A 17086-nucleotide genomic window follows, 5' to 3' on the forward strand; every position below is an offset into this window, starting at 1 on the left:
GAACTTCAATGCAAGAAGAGGGAATTGAGAAGTTTGTAATGCCCGAGTTAAGGGTTTTTGGAGGCTATGCCGCCAGTAAAGCCCCCGAAACGTTAAAGGGTAAAACAGCCGTTCCGGTTGATCAAATAATTAAACTGGACGCCAACGAAAACCCTTACGGTTGCTCACCCAAGGTTTTGGAAGCGATAGCGAACTTTTCCAAGATTCAAATCTACCCCGATTCCGGACAGCAGGAATTAAGGCGATATTTGCAGGATTACACCGGCGTGCATATGGATCATATCGTTGCCAGTGCCGGAAGTGACCAGCTTATTGATTTGTTGATGCGCTTATTTGTTTCAAAAGGCGATGAAGTTATTAATTGTGTTCCGACTTTTGCAATGTTCCAGTTCTTTATCAACCTGGTTGGCGGGACCGCGGTTAATGTTATGAGGGACGAAAATTTTATGGTTGATGTTAACGCCCTCAAAAAAGCGGTAACCCCCAAAACTAAAATGATTCTTCTGGCAACCCCCAATAACCCCACCGGCACCATTATGCCGCGAGAGGATATCCTTGAGGTATTGGATATCGGGTTACCGACGCTTGTTGATGAAGCCTATTTTGAATTTACCGGTGAAACTATGGCACCGCTGGTCGGAAAATACAAAAACCTGATGGTTCTAAGAACTTTCAGTAAGTGGGCGGGCCTTGCCGGTTTAAGAATCGGTTACGGAATGTTCCCCCTTCAGATTGCAGACTATTTAATGCGTATTAAAGAGCCTTATTCGGTAAACGTTCTTGCTCAGCTGGCGGCTATCGAATCGGTTAAAGATAAAGATTATATGCTTGAGAAGGTTGAAATTATTTCTTCCGAACGGGATAAACTCTTTGGATTATTGGAAGAGACCGGTTGGTTAAAACCGTACCCGTCGAAAGCTAATTTTATCCTTTGTGAGGTATTAAAAGGAAAGGCCAAAGATATCCAGCAACAACTTGAAGAGATGGGGATTCTGATTCGCTATTTCGATACCCCGCTGCTTAAAGATTGTTTAAGAACAAGTGTCGGGAAACCGGAAGAAAACCGGGCGCTTATTGATGCCCTCAATAAAATAGGGGAGGAATTGTAAGCCAATGAGAACTGCCGTTATTAAAAGAGATACCAAAGAAACCAATATCAATCTTGAGATTAACTTGGATGGGTGCGGTGATTACGAAATCTGCACGGGTAACCGCATTTTTGATCACTTATTATCCCAGCTTTCAAAGCACAGCCTAGTTGACATAACTATCTCGGCAACCGGTGATGATGTCCATCACTTGGTTGAAGATATAGGCATTGCTTTAGGGACCGCCTTAGCGGACGCTTTGGGAGAAAAGCGCGGGATTACCCGCATGGCCGATGTCACTGTTCCAATGGATGAAGCGCTCTCGTTTGTTGCCCTTGATTTGAGCGGCAGGGGATATTCAGTAATTGATATGCAGTTTAACGACAACGATATGTTTGGATTCCCAACGGATTTAGTGCGTCATTTCTTGGAGGCTTTCGCAATTGAAGCCAGAATGAATTTGCATGCGCGCGTTATTTACGGCACCAATGACCACCATAAGGCGGAGTCAATCTTTAAGGCACTCGGCAAGGCCCTTGGGTACGCTGTTAGAATCGACCCTCGGATGGCAGATGAGTTACCGAGTACTAAAGGTAAGCTCTAGTTAGATTACCTTTAAAATTGCAAATTAGGCTAGACAGTTAGTTTATTTATTGTCTTTGTGTGCCTGTGCATTGACAGTTCTTATTGTTGAATCCAATCAAAGTTATAAGATGCGAATCCGTCATAATATATCTGATAGCCCATATCAGCAACCGAAATTGGGATTTGATAAGCTAAACTTCCGCATCAAAAAAGTTCATTTCATCCCAATACCGCGTTAAAAAATGTACTTTGCCGAATCAAAAAGCAAGCATTAAAAAAAGGGTTATCCTGAATTTACAAGATAACCCTTTTCTGTTTTACAAAGCATCGGTTATTTTACCGAAATTTTAGGCGTTAAAGTTTTTGCCCGTCAGTTTTTTGTAGGCCTCAATATAACGGCGGGCCGTCTTTGAGATTACGTCATCGGGGAGAACAGGCCCTGGGGGTTCTTTGTTCCAACCGGATTCATTTAACCAATCCCGAACAATTTGCTTATCAAAGCTATCCTGTGCTTGCCCGACCTTGTATTTATCCGCTTCCCAAAAACGGCTGGAATCGGGTGTCAGCATTTCATCGATAACAATCAGTTTGCCGTTATCAATCCCAAATTCAAACTTGGTATCGGCAATAATAAAACCGCGCGTTTTGGCGTATTCGGCGGCGTTGTTGTAAATATTGATGCTGGCCTCTTTTATTTCATGTGCCAGAGATTTGCCGACCATCTCTTCCATTTCCGACATTGTTATCGGTAAATCATGCCCTTCATCGGCTTTGGTGGTCGGGGTAAAAATGGGGGTATCAAATGCTTGGCTTTCAAGTAGCCCCGCAGGCATTTCAATCCCCGATACGGTTCCGCTTTTAGTGTACTCGCTCCAAGCCGAGCCGGAAATATAACCGCGCACAATACACTCTACCGCTAAACGGTCAGCCTTTTTAACCAGCATTGACCGCCCGTTAAGATAGGCGGGGAATTGAACCTTTTTATCTTCGGGTAAATAGTCATTAAGAATATTTGCGTCCTCAATAACGGCAACCACATGATTGCCGATTACATCTTTAGTTTTATCAAACCAAAATGCGGATATACGGTTTAAGACCTTGCCCTTATTGGGGATTCCGCAAGGAAGAACCACATCGAAAGCGGAAACCCGGTCGGTAACGACAATCAGTATGTAATCACCCATATCATAGGTGTCGCGTACCTTGCCGCGAATAAACAACGGCAAAGGCAAATCTGTTTTTAATAATACTTCGGGTCCTGCGCTCATAACGCCCTTGGCCCCAATTGTTTAGGCTCCAAAGCCATATATTTCTTTTTCCATTTGGTATCGGTTAAACCCAATCTCTTAAATATCTCATCGACGTAGCGCAAGTAATATTTGTAATCAAAGATATCATCCAATTCCTCAACAGGCAGTTTCTCTACCACCTCAACGTCGGCTTTTAACAATTTCAAGAAGTCTTTACTGCCTTTCCACGATTTCATGGCATTACGCTGTACCATTTTATAGGCTTGTTGGCGGCTTAAACCCTTATCGATAAGCGCCAGCATCACCCTTTGCGAGTAAACAAGCCCTTTGGTTTTATTAAGATTCTTTTCCATTGCATCCGGATAAACCAAGAGCCCGTCCATAACATTGGTAAAGATATGGAGCATGTAATCCAATACCAGGCAGGCATCCGGCATAATTACCCTTTCGGTCGAAGAGTGGCTGATATCTCTTTCATGCCAGAGGGCGATATTTTCCATAGAAGTAAGCGAATAACCTCTGATTAGCCTTGCCAATCCGCAAATTCGTTCACAAAGCTCCGGATTTCTTTTGTGCGGCATAGCGGACGAACCGGTTTGTCCTTCACTAAACGGCTCTTCAACTTCACGGGTATCGGTCTTTTGCAGTCCGCGAATTTCGGTTGCAAATTTTTCCAATGAACCGGCAATAATTGCCAGGGTGGTTACAAATTGAGCGTGCCTGTCGCGTTGCAGCACTTGATTGGATATTGAAGCGGGGCTTAACATTAACTTGGCGCAAGCCTTTTCTTCAACCTCGGGGGATAAAGTGGCATAAGTGCCGACGGCCCCCGATATTTTCCCTACGGCAATCATTTTGGTTGCTTCGGCCAACCTCTGTCGGTTGCGTTGCATCTCTTCAATCCATAAAGCCAGCTTCAATCCGAAAGAAGTTGGTTCGGCGTGAATACCATGGGTTCTGCCGATCATTACGGTATATTTATATTTAATTGCTTTTTCCACTAAAACGGAAAGCAGCCCTTTAATATCCTCGTTTAAGATTTCGGACGCCTCAACCAATTGCAGACTGAGTGCGGTATCCATTACATCCGAAGAAGTCATTCCCAAGTGAATAAATCTGGCCTCGGGACCCAAACTCTCGGCAACCGAGCCGATAAAGGCGGTCATATCATGATGAGTTTCCACTAAAATTTCTTCCATGCGCTTCATGTTCAGGCGTGCCATTTTAATTTTGGGAACGGCATTGCGGGGGATTTTCCCCAGCTCGGCCCACGATTCGCAAACTGCGATTTCAACATCAAGCCATTTGGTGAATTTATTCTCATCCGACCACACCTTTTTCATTTGCGGACGGCTATAACGCTCGATCATTTAGACTCCTCCTCTTTGTCTTTGGCAAGCTCTTTTCGGTAATCCTCATAGCTTTTGCGTATATTTTCATATTTTAATCCTAAAATTTGGGCAGCAAGAAAGGCGGCGTTTTTGGCGCCCGCTTTGCCAATAGCAACGGTTGCAACCGGAATCCCCCCGGGCATTTGAACAATGGAATAGAGCGAATCAACCCCTTTTAAATCACTGCCGGCAACCGGCACTCCGATTACCGGAAGGGTTGTCCAGCTTGCAATTACGCCCGGTAAATGGGCTGCCCCACCGGCGGCGGCGATAATAACTTCAAAGCCGTTTTCTCTTGCCGATAACCCGAACTGTCTAACCTTTTCCGGCTTGCGATGAGCCGACATAACTTTAACCTCGTAATCGATACCCAGCATCTGTAAGGCATCGATTGCCGGTTGAACGGTTTCACTATCTGATTCGGAACCCATTACAATAGCAACTTTTGGCATCACAACTCCTATTTAGAAATCGCTTTCATTATCCGAGAGGGCGATATCGCGCCTATAATGGCATCCCTCGAAATGAATTCTTGAAACATTATTATAAACTTTTTGCCGTGCTTCCGCGAGGTTTTTACCCAACCCCACCACGGTTAAAACCCTGCCGCCGTCGGTTAAGATATTGCCGCAAGAGTCAGCCCTGGTTCCGGCATGAAAGACCATTATATCACTATCGACGTCGGAGAGTCCGCTAATCGGTAAACCCTTGGGGTAATTTCCGGGATACCCCGCCGAAGTCATTACAACGCCGACACAGGCGTCTTCCGTCCATTCCATTTCAATTTCGCTTAGCCTGTTTTCGGCAACGGCAAGCATTATTTCAAAAAGGTCTGATTTTAGGCGCGGTAAGATTACCTGCGTTTCGGGGTCTCCGAAACGGGCATTAAACTCCATCACTTTCGGTCCTTCTTCCGTAATCATTAAACCGCCGTATAATACCCCGTGGTAGGGGGTGCCTTCGGTAATCATGGCCCGGATAGTGGGCTCCATAATCCTCTCAGAGACCTCTTTTGACAATTCGGGGGTTAAAAAGAAAGGGGGGCTGTAACAACCCATTCCGCCGGTATTCGGGCCCTTATTTCCATCAAAAACGGCCTTATGGTCACAGGCAAAAACCATTGGGAGGGAAGCGGAGGCATCGGCAAAATAAAAAGCGCTCATCTCCCTGCCAATCATTTTTTCTTCGATAACAACACTGTTACCGGCGTCACCGTGTATTTTTGAATCCATTATATCCGCAAGGGCCTGCAAGGCCTCTTCCCTCGTTTCGGCAACAACAACCCCTTTACCGGCCGCAAGCCCGTCGGCTTTAACAACAATCGGCATTGATATACTGTTAATATATTCTTGTGCTTCGGCGTAAGAAGAAAAGTTAACGCTTTTAGCGCAGGGGATGTTATATTTCTGGAGAAGATTTTTGGAAAAAACCTTACTGGCTTCGATTTGGGCAGCCGCTTTGTTAGGGCCGAAAACCTTAAGCCCTTTGGATTGAAAGGCATCGACAATTCCCGCCGCCAGCGGTCCCTCGGGGCCGATAACGGTTAATCCGATATTATTTGCTAATGCAAACTCGACCAGCGCCGGAATATCGTTTGCCTTAATATCAATGTTTTTTGCAGCCAGTGCAGTCCCCGCATTACCCGGGGCCGCAAATATCGCATCCACTTTTGGGCTTTGAGCAAGTTTCCAAACAAGGGTATGCTCCCGGCCGCCACTGCCAACAACAAGTACTTTCAGAGGATTCCTCCTTTATCGTAATCTAGTATCATTTTATCCATTTTTTTACTGAATGACGTTTTGAAACTTATCGCTAAATCAGTCCAAAAGACAGCCGCCGAAAAAGCAAATCGGCCCCTTTTTTGTTCGAATTTCAAGCGATTTTTAGCCGATTTAATACAGGCATCCAGCGTTAATTTAAAATCTTTTTGTAATAGTCGGAGTTTACTGTATTCGGGCTTGGGCAGTTTTTTTACGGTCGCTAAAATCGGTGGCAGAGCGACCAAAACGTTTGCCAGCCCGTCTAAATCGGTAGGAAATCCGTCGGGGCCTATATTTGTAAAGGGAACCGTAATTTCTTCGGCTTGCCTATACAAAGGCACAACCGCCGTGAGCCAGGTTATAGTATCCTGCTTTTCTGTATTTTTCATTGCATCTTCCGGCTAATCAGTTAGTCGAATTAACAATATAATTATTCAGTTCGTTTATAAAATTAGCCCTGGCGGGTCCGACCGCTTCCATATGGGCGATAGCATTGTTTAATAACTCGCCCTTACCCTGTTCTATGGCTGAAGCAATCCATTGAATTGCCTGCACAAGGTTACGGGTAACATTGTTAATGTAATAGGTTTGTAACTGAGCGGCCGCCGCATCGGGTACTTTCATTAAAGTCGCATTGGAATGTAACTGCGCAACCTTACCGTGAACCTTTGAAACACTGTCGCTCCATGCTTGGCTGGAGATTTGCGGATTTGACATCAAGCTATTAAGGCTTAGGATGGCATCAACGACTTCCGAATCCAATGCGGTTACCGCCACAGCATATTCCGCCTCACCGCTCTGTGTAGGGGTGCTGACTTCTGTCGTGGTGGTAGTGATAAATCGGGGGCCGAATATATCGTCGCGGTAAAATATTAATACAAAGCACGTGCCTCCGATAATAAGCACCGTAGCAATTATAAGCACAATCTTAGTAACAAGATCCATATGAAGTCACCTTCTCCCGCTTTTTGTTCTCACCGGCAAATTCGAGGCTGATCTCGATATTTTGCTTTATATGATACTCTTTTATCCGACTTTATGCCACCTGTTTGTTTTAGCCGGTTAATCATAAATCGATAAATATTACCCCAATTATACCGCCTGAGAAAAGCATGTCAACATATTTTCAGCTTTTGGGAGAGAAAAGCCCTCGCTTGCTTTGTGTGCTACATTGTGTTACGATATATTTGTAATGGGGAGGTGTTAATATGGCCACGATTACAGTAAGGCTAAACAAAGATGAAGAAAGAATCTACAAAGAGTATGCCGAATATAAAAATATCCCTTTATCGACGCTGATGAAGGAAGCGCTGACCGAGAAAATTGAAAATGAGATTGATTTAAAAGCCATTTTGGCATACGAGGAAGCGTTAAAGAACGGGCAGGTCGGATATGTTTCTTTCGGCGAAATTAAAAAAAGATTAAAGATGTAAAATGAAATATTCGATTGTTTTTGAGAAAAATGCCGAAAAGCAGCTAAGCGAATTGGGTATCACTCAACAAAGGATAATAATCAATTGGATATCCGAAAACTTGGGGAATGCCGAAAATCCGCGTGTGCATGGCACAGCCTTAAAAGGCAAAAAAGAATATTGGCGATATAAAATCGGGGATTACAGGGTTATTGCCGATATTAAAGGGATGGGGATTTATCTGATTACAATTGAAAGGGGTAACAGAAAGAGTATTTACAACGATTGATGGGGGGTCTCCTTTTGTTGTTCTCCAAAGTGTAAACTAGACATTAAACAAATTTGTTTTAGGTAACATAAATTCTTTTATTCAGTTTGATACTAACTATCTATCTTCTATGGCATTAACTAGTATTTTGTTATCAAAGTGGTATCAAAAGCATGATGTCAGCTTGAGTTTAATCAGTAAGTAAACGCGCCATTTCACATATTATTAGAATTGATTTTTAGTTACTCTAAACCTTGACAATATCTTTCTTTCGCTTCCTTAAAATCCATACTAACAGATGCAATAATCTCTTCTTTTGCAGCTTTCAATTCAGCGAGCTTTTCATAAAGTTTCTCGTATACTAATTTTTGTGAAGGCATAGTTATTCGATTGCTGGCATCATCGATTTCATCTAATTCAATATTTTCTTCCTCATAAATAGTTTTCAATAACCTTAAAATGTCTTCCTTGGTTATTGAATCTATATTTTTGTATTCACTCCCATTAAGATAATACCCTTCTTGATTCTCAATCTTTAACAGCTTCATATATTTCCCTCCTCTGTGTGTAAGCGTCTTCACCAGCTTCCATTGTTTCCATTAGTGATAAGTAATTAGCTTTCTCTTTGCCGCATATGCTTTTTAAGTTCTTTGATGTTAATTGCCCCGTATAAACATAATATTGCGGCCCATTATCAGTCATTTCTTTTTCTGTAAGTATTATAAAATCTGGTTTCAACAAAATTCCTATGGAATTATTATGTGTCACGACGAAAACAGTGGATTTAAGTGATAGCTCCTTAATGGATACAATTACATTGTCTTTGATAAATATGTTGTCAAACGAAGACTCTGGTTCATCAATTAGAACCATTTCATATTTATAGGCATCCTTTAATTCTGCCAAAAGATTGTATTCGGCTTTTTCTCCTCCTGATAACTCACTATCGAAAAGGTTTTTTACTGTATAGGATAACTTCCAAAACGCTTTGTAAATGTTTTCATATTGAATATTATAGTTATCTCTTTCTTTCCTAAGTTTTCTGTAAAATTCGAATGGAGAACATGGAATCTTCATAAGTGAAGTTGTATTTTTTGCTGCACAAGCTTTATTTATTTCTGTAGCAGTGGTAATCCTGCTTACTTTTGCCTCAACTGCAAACCCGAATATTTGTTCAGTTTTAACAACCCTTTCTTCTCCTCCGGTTTGAATTAAATCGTTAAACTTATCCTCAATAACCAATAGCCTAAAATGATTCTTCAAATTTACATCTTCAATTGGGTTTAGAGATGACTTTTTCCCAAGGCTGCTTTTAATAGTCCTTACCAAGTGATTGGTTGCTTCAATTAAAAAGTTTTCTACTTTTATTTTATTATAATGCTTTATTAGTTCTAAACAGAGCTTGACCATTTTTTGTTTCGAAACCCATTTTGAAACTTCACTCTCGTACTTTATATCATCAATAATTGTAATTAAGGATTCAATAATCTTCTTTAAATCTGTTAAGTCTTGTGTATCCAAGGTTGATTCTGTAAAAAGCCTAACCCGTGAATATATATCTTCTTTTTGGGTATTGGTAGCAAAGTTTTTCAGCGTTTTAATATATGTTCCTATCTTGATAATACTTTCATCCCAATCAAGCGTTGAAATACATTCAAGCAATTGCTTTAGCTCTTTAAAATAATCGGCCGTAAAATGATCGTTTTCGCGTTCAATTATTTGTTCAAACTTCTCATCCTCACTTCTACTCACTAGATCAAATTGACGAATATATTTAATACTATCAATTGGATAGCTTTTCGCGATAGTATTCAATGTATATGTTTTCCCAGAAGAACGTTTCCCTAAAACAATATTTAAACCTGTAGATGCAACAGTGCCATCTTCTAATATCTGAAAAACTTGTTCTTGGTCACTGTCTGTTAAGCTAACATTCTTCTTGTCTTTGAGTGCATATTTAATTTTTGGAATAGAAATCTCATCGCAATTTATATACGTTTGTCGTGTCGGAAACTGATGACTATCCATTTTCTCCACTACTTGTGCCGCTCGCCAGTCACTGAAAAGCAATGGAGTTAGCCCGTCTTCTTTTTTATATCGTTCGAATTTTTTCGGACTCTGAACCTCTCCAGCATCAACAAACCCCTCAAGATTTTTTAGAATAGTATCGCTGACTTGAGGCTCTTTATCATAATGGGGAATGAGTAAGTATTGGTTCAGATTTGTAAATATGTTTGTAAATGCATTATAGTCAATTGATTCCGTGTCACTGACAAATTTATCTTGAACTTGTTTGCATTCTGTATCAAATTTTCCAAGCATATCTATTGGAGAAATTATTATGATGTGTCCATTTTCAATATTTATTTCTATTCCAGGGAACACAACTACCCCTCCCAACTTTGCACTAATAAATTCAAACTGTTGTCTATCAAAGCAGTTGTGATTTGTGATTGCAATAGCATCTATTCCTAATTTATCGACATACCCTTTCATTGCTTCAATTGAAAACGTGAAGTCAGAATCAAGATTAGTAGCCTTCGTATGAATATGGAAATCGAGTTTTTTCAAAACTATTCCCCTTTGACTAGTCCCTTTTGGTTAAACATCTAATAAATCCATCCCGCCGTGGCATTTCTGTTTACTCAACCAATTAGTGTCCGCAAATTCATAAACATTATTCCAATTATAACGCGAGAATCAAACATGTCAATATATTCTATATTATTGAGTTATTCAAAAGCTTAACAATGTAGGGCTTTTGAACTATTTTGTTAGGTGTAGAAGTTGGATACTTTCATTCTGCGTTACTTCATCAATCAGAGATGCATTCCGCCATTTTGGAATGATATAACTAACAAAAAAGGCTATCCGACCCTTTCAAATCAGATAGCCTTTATCCATACAATCAGTGCTACCGAAACGCTGCCTTGATGATTTACAGCGTTTATGGCTTTATTTTTATTCCCACTCAATAGTTGACGGCGGTTTGGAGGTTATATCATAAACAACACGGTTAACCGAACCGATTTCAGAAACAATGCGGTTCGAAATACGTGCCAGTAAGTCGTAGGGTAAACGCGCCCATTCCGCTGTCATAGCGTCGTTACTGGTAACGGCACGCAGGGCAATCAGATAATTGTAGGTGCGGGAATCATCGGCGACGCCGACGCTCTTAACATTTGTGAGGATAGCAAAGCTCTGCCATAATTGGCGGTATAACTTGGCTTTCTTGATTTCGTCCATTACAATCCAATCCGCGGATCGCAATGTTTCCAATTTTTCTTTGGTAACTTCACCGATAATACGAATTGCTAAACCGGGGCCGGGGAAAGGCTGTCGCCAAACCATTTCTTCCGGTAAGCCAAGCTCAAGCCCGACCTTGCGTGCTTCATCTTTAAACAGATATTTAAGCGGTTCCAAAAGCTCAAAGGTCATATCCGAGGGCAGTCCGCCCACGTTATGATGCGTTTTGATTTTAACGGTAGCGCTGCCGGTGGATGTGGCGCTTTCGATAACATCGGGGTAGAGGGTTCCCTGCCCCAAAAAGCCGACTTCGCCCAATTTATTGGCTTCTTCTTCAAAAACCTTAATAAACTCCGCGCCGATGATTTTACGTTTTTGTTCGGGGTCGGTAACGCCCTTTAAACGCTCCAAAAAGCGCTCCGAAGCATCAACGTAAATAACATTCATGCCTAAGTTCTGGCGGAATACCTCAAGTGTTCTTTCGGCCTCTTCGCGGCGTAATAAACCGTGGTTAACAAAAATACAGGTAAGTTGTTTGCCGATGGCCTTGTGCAGCAGCGTTGCCACAACCGAAGAATCGACACCGCCCGAAATAGCGTTAATAACCTTTCCGTCGCCGACCTGTCTTTTGATATTCTTGATACTGTTGACAATAAAGTTATCCATGGTCCACGTTGCGTGGCATTCACAGATTTTATAAACAAAATTTTCCAGAATTTGTTTGCCGTGCGGGGTATGAACAACATCCGGATGGAACTGGATACCGTACATATTGTCTTTATTTATAACGGCGATAGGGGTGTTTTCGGTGTACGCCAGAGATTCAAAGCCCGGAGGCAGTTTTTCAATAATGTTTGAATCGTCCATCCAAACCGTAATGGCATCGGGTAAATTGTTAAATAACGGGGAATCCTGGTTACTGATGTGTAAAACGGCGTGGTCGGACTCCTGGCCCGAATTTCCTTTGACCACTCCGCCCAATTGATAGGCCATTGCCTGCATTCCGTAACAAATCCCGAGGACGGGCAGCGCTTTTTCAAAGACATAAGCCGGAATTTTAGGCGCATTTTCGTCATAGACGCTCGACGGGCCGCCGGAAAGAATAATACCTTTGGGATTTAACTGGACAAGCTTCTCCCAGGGTGTATCGTGAGGGACCAGTTCGCAATAAACATTGAGTTCCCTGATATGGCGTGCGATAAGAAGGCTGTATTCGGAACCAAAGTCAATTACAATAATCGATTCTTGCTCCACACCGGAAACGGCTTCTCCGGTTGCGATCGGTTTTTCACCGGCGATCTCTTTGGCAATTTCGAGGTAGGTGGAAACTTCTGCGTCTCCGCTGGCGGCTACACGGTAACTTTCGTCTTTTGACTGCATTTTCTTTCCTGTATTTTAAAAAATTTTATAGCACTCAGGTTAACATTCTGCTATAATTATCGTCAAGTTAAGTATAGGACTTAAAGCCATGTCTTTTCAAACGCCCGCAAATACAAGCTCTCAAAAAAATATCGGAATAAATTTTTTAAAGAGGGACGGTGTGATTGTTTTTCCCACCGATACCGTCTATTGTTTGGCTTGCAGGTACGATAATATCAAAGCCGTAAACAGAGTATACGAAATAAAGCAAAGGGCGCACAATTTGGCTTTACCGATTATGGTCGCCGATAAAGCACAGATTAATAAAATAGTAAAATATATCCCGGATTCGGCGCAGCCCTTTATTGCTAAATATATGCCGGGGCCGATTACGCTTATAATGCCGAAAGCTGATTCCGTAAACAGTTTGATTACCGATAATAAAGATACGGTGGCGGTGCGTATCCCCAAGCACGATTTAACGCTGGATTTAATTAAAGGCGTCGGGGTGCCCTTGGTAGCTACCAGCGCCAATATCAGCGGCATGCCCAATAACGCCGATGCCGAACAAGTAATTAAACAAATCGGTGATAAAGTCGATTTTGTTTTGGATAGCGGAGAGTGCCCGCTCGGTACAGTATCCACCATTGTTGATGTTACCGGAGAAATTCCGGTTATTCTCAGAGAAGGGGCAATCAGCCGCAAGGAACTGCAAATATTTTACGAAGGGATAAAATAATGACTAACAATAATAATATCGCCATAGGCTGCGACCACAGAGGGTTGGAGTTAAAAGAAAGGGTTAAAACAATTCTGGCAGCGAAAGGGTATAATTGCCGTGACTTCGGTACTTATACCGAGGAGTCGATTGATTATCCCGATATTGCCGGGCTTGTTTGCAATAATGTTACCGCAGGCATTGCCGATAAAGGTATACTTATCTGTTCTACGGGAGCCGGAATGTGCATTGCCGCCAATAAGTTTAACGGAATCCGTGCCGTACTTTGTTTTGACAGTTTTTTGGCACGGCGCGCCCGCGAGCATAACGATGCCAATGTTTTGTGCCTTGCCTCCTCGGTTAATACCGACGTGCTTAGCGATATTGTTACCAATTTTTTGGAAGGTGTTTTTGAAGGGGACAGACACCAACGCCGCATTGATAAAATTAAAGCGATTGAACTTGCCAACAAACAGGATTGTTAACCTGTGTCAGCTATAAATAGATTTGACACTTAACACGACATTGTGATACTTTAGGATTAAAATCGCGGAGATGGGCTCGTTTAAACTGATTTAGATCCGTCCCCATTGGGATGGATTTTTTAATTTTAGCCGTTTAAGGGGATTTTATATGAGAAGCGATGCAGTTAAAAAAGGGATTGAAAGAGCACCGCACCGTTCGCTGATTCATGCACTCGGTGTTTCTGCTCCGGACATAAAAAAACCGTTTGTCGGGGTGGTAAACAGCTTCACCGAGGTTGTTCCCGGCCATATTCATTTAAGAGGCATTGCCGATGCGGTCAAGGAAAATATTCGTGCTGCCGGCGGTGTTCCCTTCGAATTTAATACTATCGCCGTTTGCGACGGTATTGCTATGAATCACGCCGGTATGAATTACAGTTTATCCAGCCGTGAACTGATTGCCGATTCAATTGAAATTGTAGCGCAAGCGCACGCTTTTGATGCGCTGGTGTTTATCCCCAACTGCGATAAAGTTGTTCCCGGGATGTTAATGGCCGCTCTAAGGCTAAATATTCCGTCTGTCTTTGTTAGCGGCGGCCCGATGATGGCAGGGAAATATGAAACCGATAAAGGTTGCCAAAAGGTTGATTTAAACTCTGTTTTTGAAGGCGTCGGGAAAGTTGTAACGCAACAAATGACAGAAGAGGAATTACAAAAATTGGAAGAAGTGGCGTGCCCCGGTTGCGGAAGTTGTTCGGGGATGTTTACCGCTAATACAATGAACTGCATTACCGAGGCAATCGGAATGGGTCTTCCCGGTAACGGGACTATACCCGCGATTGACCCGCGCAGAATTGAACTTGCCAAAGAAGCCGGCAGAAGAATTATCGATTTGCTTGCCGCCAATGTTTGCCCGAGGGATATTATCAATCCCCAATCTTTGGAAAACGCCTTTTACGTTGATATGGCGCTGGGTGGCAGTACCAATTCGGTTTTGCATCTGATGGCAATCGCGCACGAGGCGGGGGTTAGTTTTCCGTTGGACAGAATCAATGCCGTTAGCGAAAAAACGCCTTGTCTTTGTAAATTAAGGCCTGCGGGCAATTATCATATTGAAGATTTAGACAGGGCCGGCGGGATTCCGGCGGTTATGAAAGAGCTTAAATATTTACTGAATTCGGATTTAAATACCGTTTCGGGGTTAACAATCGGTCAAATTGCCGGCGCTGCGGTTGTCAAAGATTCCGACGTAATCCGTTCTAAAGAGACAGCCTACTCCGATAAAGGCGGCTTAACGATTCTTTTCGGTAACCTGGCGCCTCAGGGGGGTGTTGTTAAACGGTCGGCGGTGGCGCCTGAAATGATGGTCCATCAGGGGCCGGCGCGCGTTTTTGATTCCGAGGGCGATGCCACCAAGGCAATTATGGACGGTAAAATCAAAGACGGCGATGTTTTGGTTATCCGCTATGAGGGCCCTAAAGGCGGCCCGGGAATGCGGGAAATGCTTACGCCGACTTCATTGCTTGGCGGAATGGGGCTCGATAAGACCGTGGCCTTAATAACCGACGGTCGTTTTTCGGGCGCTACAAGAGGAGCGGCAATCGGCCATGTTTCACCGGAGGCTGCTGCCGGCGGTCCGATTGCAGCAGTAAAAGAAGGGGATATTATCAGTATCGATATTCCCAACAATAAACTTGAAGTTAATATTTCCGATGAGGAGATTAATAAAAAAATTGCGGTGTTAAAGCCCTTTGAATCAAAATTCAAGACGGGTTATCTGGCAAGATATGCCGAAAGTGTTACATCGGCCAGCACCGGCGCTGTTTTTACTAAATAACGGAGGTTGATTATGAAGAAAACCGGATCGCAAATATTGTGTGAAAGCCTGATTAATGAGGGTGTTGATACGATGTTCGGTATTCTTGGAGGGGTTATCATTCCTTTTTATGATACCTTACCGCAATATCCTCAGTTAAGGCATATTTTGGTTGCTCACGAGCAGGGCGGGGCCCATGCCGCCGAGGGTTATGCGCGTGCCACGGGCAAAGTAGGTGTCTGTGTTGCTACATCCGGCCCCGGCGCTACCAATCTTGTAACGGGGATTGCCGATGCCTATATGGATTCCATCCCTATGGTAGCAATTACCGGTCAGGTTGCGAGTTCTTTAATCGGAAAAGATGCTTTTCAAGAAATTGATATTACGGGTATCACCCTTCCGATAACAAAACATAATTATTTGGTTACCGATACCGCTTCGTTGGCGCAGGTTGTAAAAGAAGCCTTTTATTTGGCACAATCTGGGCGTCCCGGGCCGGTACTGATTGATATCCCTAAAGATGTGTTAACCAATTCGGTCGAGTACAATCCGCCGACTAAGGTTTCGATGCCCGGATATAAACCCAAAGGGCAGGGCGGCCATCCTTCCCAAATTAACCGGGCGATTAAATTGATAAACGATGCCAATAAACCGCTGATTGTTGCCGGTCATGGCGTTATTATCTCGAAAGCCTACGATGAATTAAAACAACTGGCGGAAACTTCGCAAATTCCGGTCGTGACCACTTTGTTGGGAATCAGCTCATTTCCTGAATCGCATTCGCTGTCATACGGATGGATCGGAATGCACGGTATGACCTATGCTAACTTGGCGCTTCAGGAATGCGATTTGATGATTGCCATCGGAATGCGCTTTGATGACAGGGTTACCGGTAAAATCACCGGCTTTGCACCCAAAGCCAAAATTATTCATATTGATATTGACCCGGCCGAAATCGGGAAAAATGTCCCTGTTGACGTTCCGATAGTCGGAGATATCAAACCGGTCTTAAAATCTTTAAATAAAGGTCTTGAAGAGCAAGGGCATCCCGATTGGGTGGCTCGAATAGATGAACTTCGCAAAGAGTATCCCTCGTTGGATATTAAAGATACATCTAAAATCATACCTCAGTATGTCATCAGGCAAATATATGAGATTACCAAAGGCGATGCCATTGTTACAACCGGTGTCGGACAACATCAAATGTGGACGGCACAGCACTTTTGGTTCGATAAACCCAACAGCCTGATTACATCGGGGGGGTTGGGGACAATGGGCTTCGGGTTACCGGCTGCGATGGGAGCCAAAGTTGCTTGCCCTGATGAAAACGTATGGTGTATCGATGGCGACGGCAGTTTCCAGATGAATATCCAAGAGTTGGGAACCATCGCCAGAGAAAACATCGGGGTTAAAATAGTTATTTTAAATAACGGCTTTTTGGGCATGGTAAGGCAATGGCAAGAGTTCTTTTATGAAAAAAGGTACGTTGCTACACCGCTTTGCTGCCCTGATTTTGTAAAGATTGCCGAAGCATATAATATTCCGGGGATTACCGTCAGAAACAAATCAGATGTTATCCCCTCGATTCAAAAAGCAATTGAAACCGAAGGACCTTTCCTTCTTAATTTTGTTGTCGATCCGGAAGAAAATGTTTACCCGATGGTACCTGCCGGAGCTTCGCTGTCCGAATTTTTAGAAGAACCGATTAAAAAAGTGAGGTGCAAATAAA

17 protein-coding genes are annotated in these 17086 nt (G+C 43.0%); 8 read left to right on the top strand and 9 right to left on the bottom strand.

Translation table 11 applies throughout. The features are described from left to right. The first annotated feature begins 8 nt into the window (after positions 1-8). Positions 9-1109, top strand: a complete 1101-nt coding sequence (hisC, locus tag WC958_02960; GenBank protein MFA5629202.1) for a histidinol-phosphate transaminase — start codon at positions 9-11, stop codon at positions 1107-1109. A 4-nt stretch (positions 1110-1113) separates the two neighbouring features. After that, on the top strand, positions 1114-1692 hold the full coding sequence (gene hisB, locus WC958_02965) for an imidazoleglycerol-phosphate dehydratase HisB (protein MFA5629203.1): 579 nt from the start codon (positions 1114-1116) through the stop codon (positions 1690-1692). Positions 1693-2020: 328 nt separating this feature from the next. On the opposite strand, the gene WC958_02970 is transcribed toward hisB, so the two are convergent. The 6 genes from WC958_02970 to WC958_02995 are packed head-to-tail and all read right to left on the bottom strand — an operon-like array spanning position 2021 to position 7019. Then, positions 2021-2941, bottom strand: coding sequence for a phosphoribosylaminoimidazolesuccinocarboxamide synthase (locus WC958_02970; protein MFA5629204.1), 921 nt, complete (start codon positions 2939-2941; stop codon positions 2021-2023). Next, positions 2938-4293 carry an adenylosuccinate lyase gene (gene purB / locus WC958_02975; protein MFA5629205.1) on the bottom strand — a complete coding sequence of 452 codons (1356 nt, stop codon included), beginning with the start codon at positions 4291-4293 and terminating at the stop codon, positions 2938-2940. Before purB ends, WC958_02970 begins: the two co-directional genes overlap by 4 nt. After that, positions 4290-4766 carry a 5-(carboxyamino)imidazole ribonucleotide mutase gene (gene purE / locus WC958_02980; protein ID MFA5629206.1) on the bottom strand — a complete coding sequence of 159 codons (477 nt, stop codon included), beginning with the start codon at positions 4764-4766 and terminating at the stop codon, positions 4290-4292. Before purE ends, purB begins: the two co-directional genes overlap by 4 nt. A gap of 12 nt (positions 4767-4778) precedes the next feature. Further along, positions 4779-6053: a phosphoribosylamine--glycine ligase gene (purD, locus tag WC958_02985; GenBank protein ID MFA5629207.1), complete on the bottom strand. Its 1275-nt coding sequence runs from the start codon at positions 6051-6053 to the stop codon at positions 4779-4781. Then, a complete protein-coding gene (locus WC958_02990) occupies positions 6050-6463 on the bottom strand; it encodes a hypothetical protein (protein ID MFA5629208.1) in 414 nt (137 codons plus the stop codon). Before WC958_02990 ends, purD begins: the two co-directional genes overlap by 4 nt. A gap of 16 nt (positions 6464-6479) precedes the next feature. Next, positions 6480-7019, bottom strand: coding sequence for a hypothetical protein (locus WC958_02995; protein MFA5629209.1), 540 nt, complete (start codon positions 7017-7019; stop codon positions 6480-6482). Positions 7020-7282: 263 nt separating this feature from the next. Here WC958_02995 and WC958_03000 point away from each other — a divergent pair, with 263 nt between their 5' ends. Beyond that, positions 7283-7507, top strand: a complete 225-nt coding sequence (locus WC958_03000) for a DUF6290 family protein (GenBank protein MFA5629210.1) — start codon at positions 7283-7285, stop codon at positions 7505-7507. Position 7508: 1 nt separating this feature from the next. Continuing rightward, positions 7509-7775, top strand: a complete 267-nt coding sequence (locus tag WC958_03005; GenBank protein MFA5629211.1) for a type II toxin-antitoxin system RelE/ParE family toxin — start codon at positions 7509-7511, stop codon at positions 7773-7775. A gap of 221 nt (positions 7776-7996) precedes the next feature. On the opposite strand, the gene WC958_03010 is transcribed toward WC958_03005, so the two are convergent. The 3 genes from WC958_03010 to guaA form a co-directional block, all read right to left on the bottom strand. Then, positions 7997-8302, bottom strand: coding sequence for a hypothetical protein (locus WC958_03010; GenBank protein ID MFA5629212.1), 306 nt, complete (start codon positions 8300-8302; stop codon positions 7997-7999). Further along, positions 8283-10325 (bottom strand): hypothetical protein, encoded by a 2043-nt coding sequence (locus tag WC958_03015; GenBank protein ID MFA5629213.1) that lies wholly within the window; start codon positions 10323-10325, stop codon positions 8283-8285. Before WC958_03015 ends, WC958_03010 begins: the two co-directional genes overlap by 20 nt. A gap of 390 nt (positions 10326-10715) precedes the next feature. Beyond that, positions 10716-12380: a glutamine-hydrolyzing GMP synthase gene (guaA, locus tag WC958_03020; GenBank protein MFA5629214.1), complete on the bottom strand. Its 1665-nt coding sequence runs from the start codon at positions 12378-12380 to the stop codon at positions 10716-10718. Positions 12381-12468: 88 nt separating this feature from the next. Here guaA and WC958_03025 point away from each other — a divergent pair, with 88 nt between their 5' ends. From WC958_03025 to ilvB, 4 genes are all read left to right on the top strand, one after another. Next, positions 12469-13098, top strand: coding sequence for an L-threonylcarbamoyladenylate synthase (locus WC958_03025; GenBank protein MFA5629215.1), 630 nt, complete (start codon positions 12469-12471; stop codon positions 13096-13098). Beyond that, a complete protein-coding gene (rpiB, locus tag WC958_03030; protein MFA5629216.1) occupies positions 13098-13562 on the top strand; it encodes a ribose 5-phosphate isomerase B in 465 nt (154 codons plus the stop codon). The genes WC958_03025 and rpiB overlap by 1 nt, the downstream gene beginning before the upstream one ends. Before the next feature lie 148 nt (positions 13563-13710). Beyond that, positions 13711-15378, top strand: coding sequence for a dihydroxy-acid dehydratase (gene ilvD, locus WC958_03035; GenBank protein ID MFA5629217.1), 1668 nt, complete (start codon positions 13711-13713; stop codon positions 15376-15378). Between the two features lie 12 nt (positions 15379-15390). Further along, positions 15391-17085 (top strand): biosynthetic-type acetolactate synthase large subunit, encoded by a 1695-nt coding sequence (gene ilvB / locus WC958_03040; GenBank protein MFA5629218.1) that lies wholly within the window; start codon positions 15391-15393, stop codon positions 17083-17085. The last annotated feature ends 1 nt before the right edge of the window (position 17086 follow it).

The organism is Dehalococcoidales bacterium, from assembly GCA_041656115.1.
Lineage (GTDB): Bacteria > Chloroflexota > Dehalococcoidia > Dehalococcoidales > UBA5627 > UBA5627.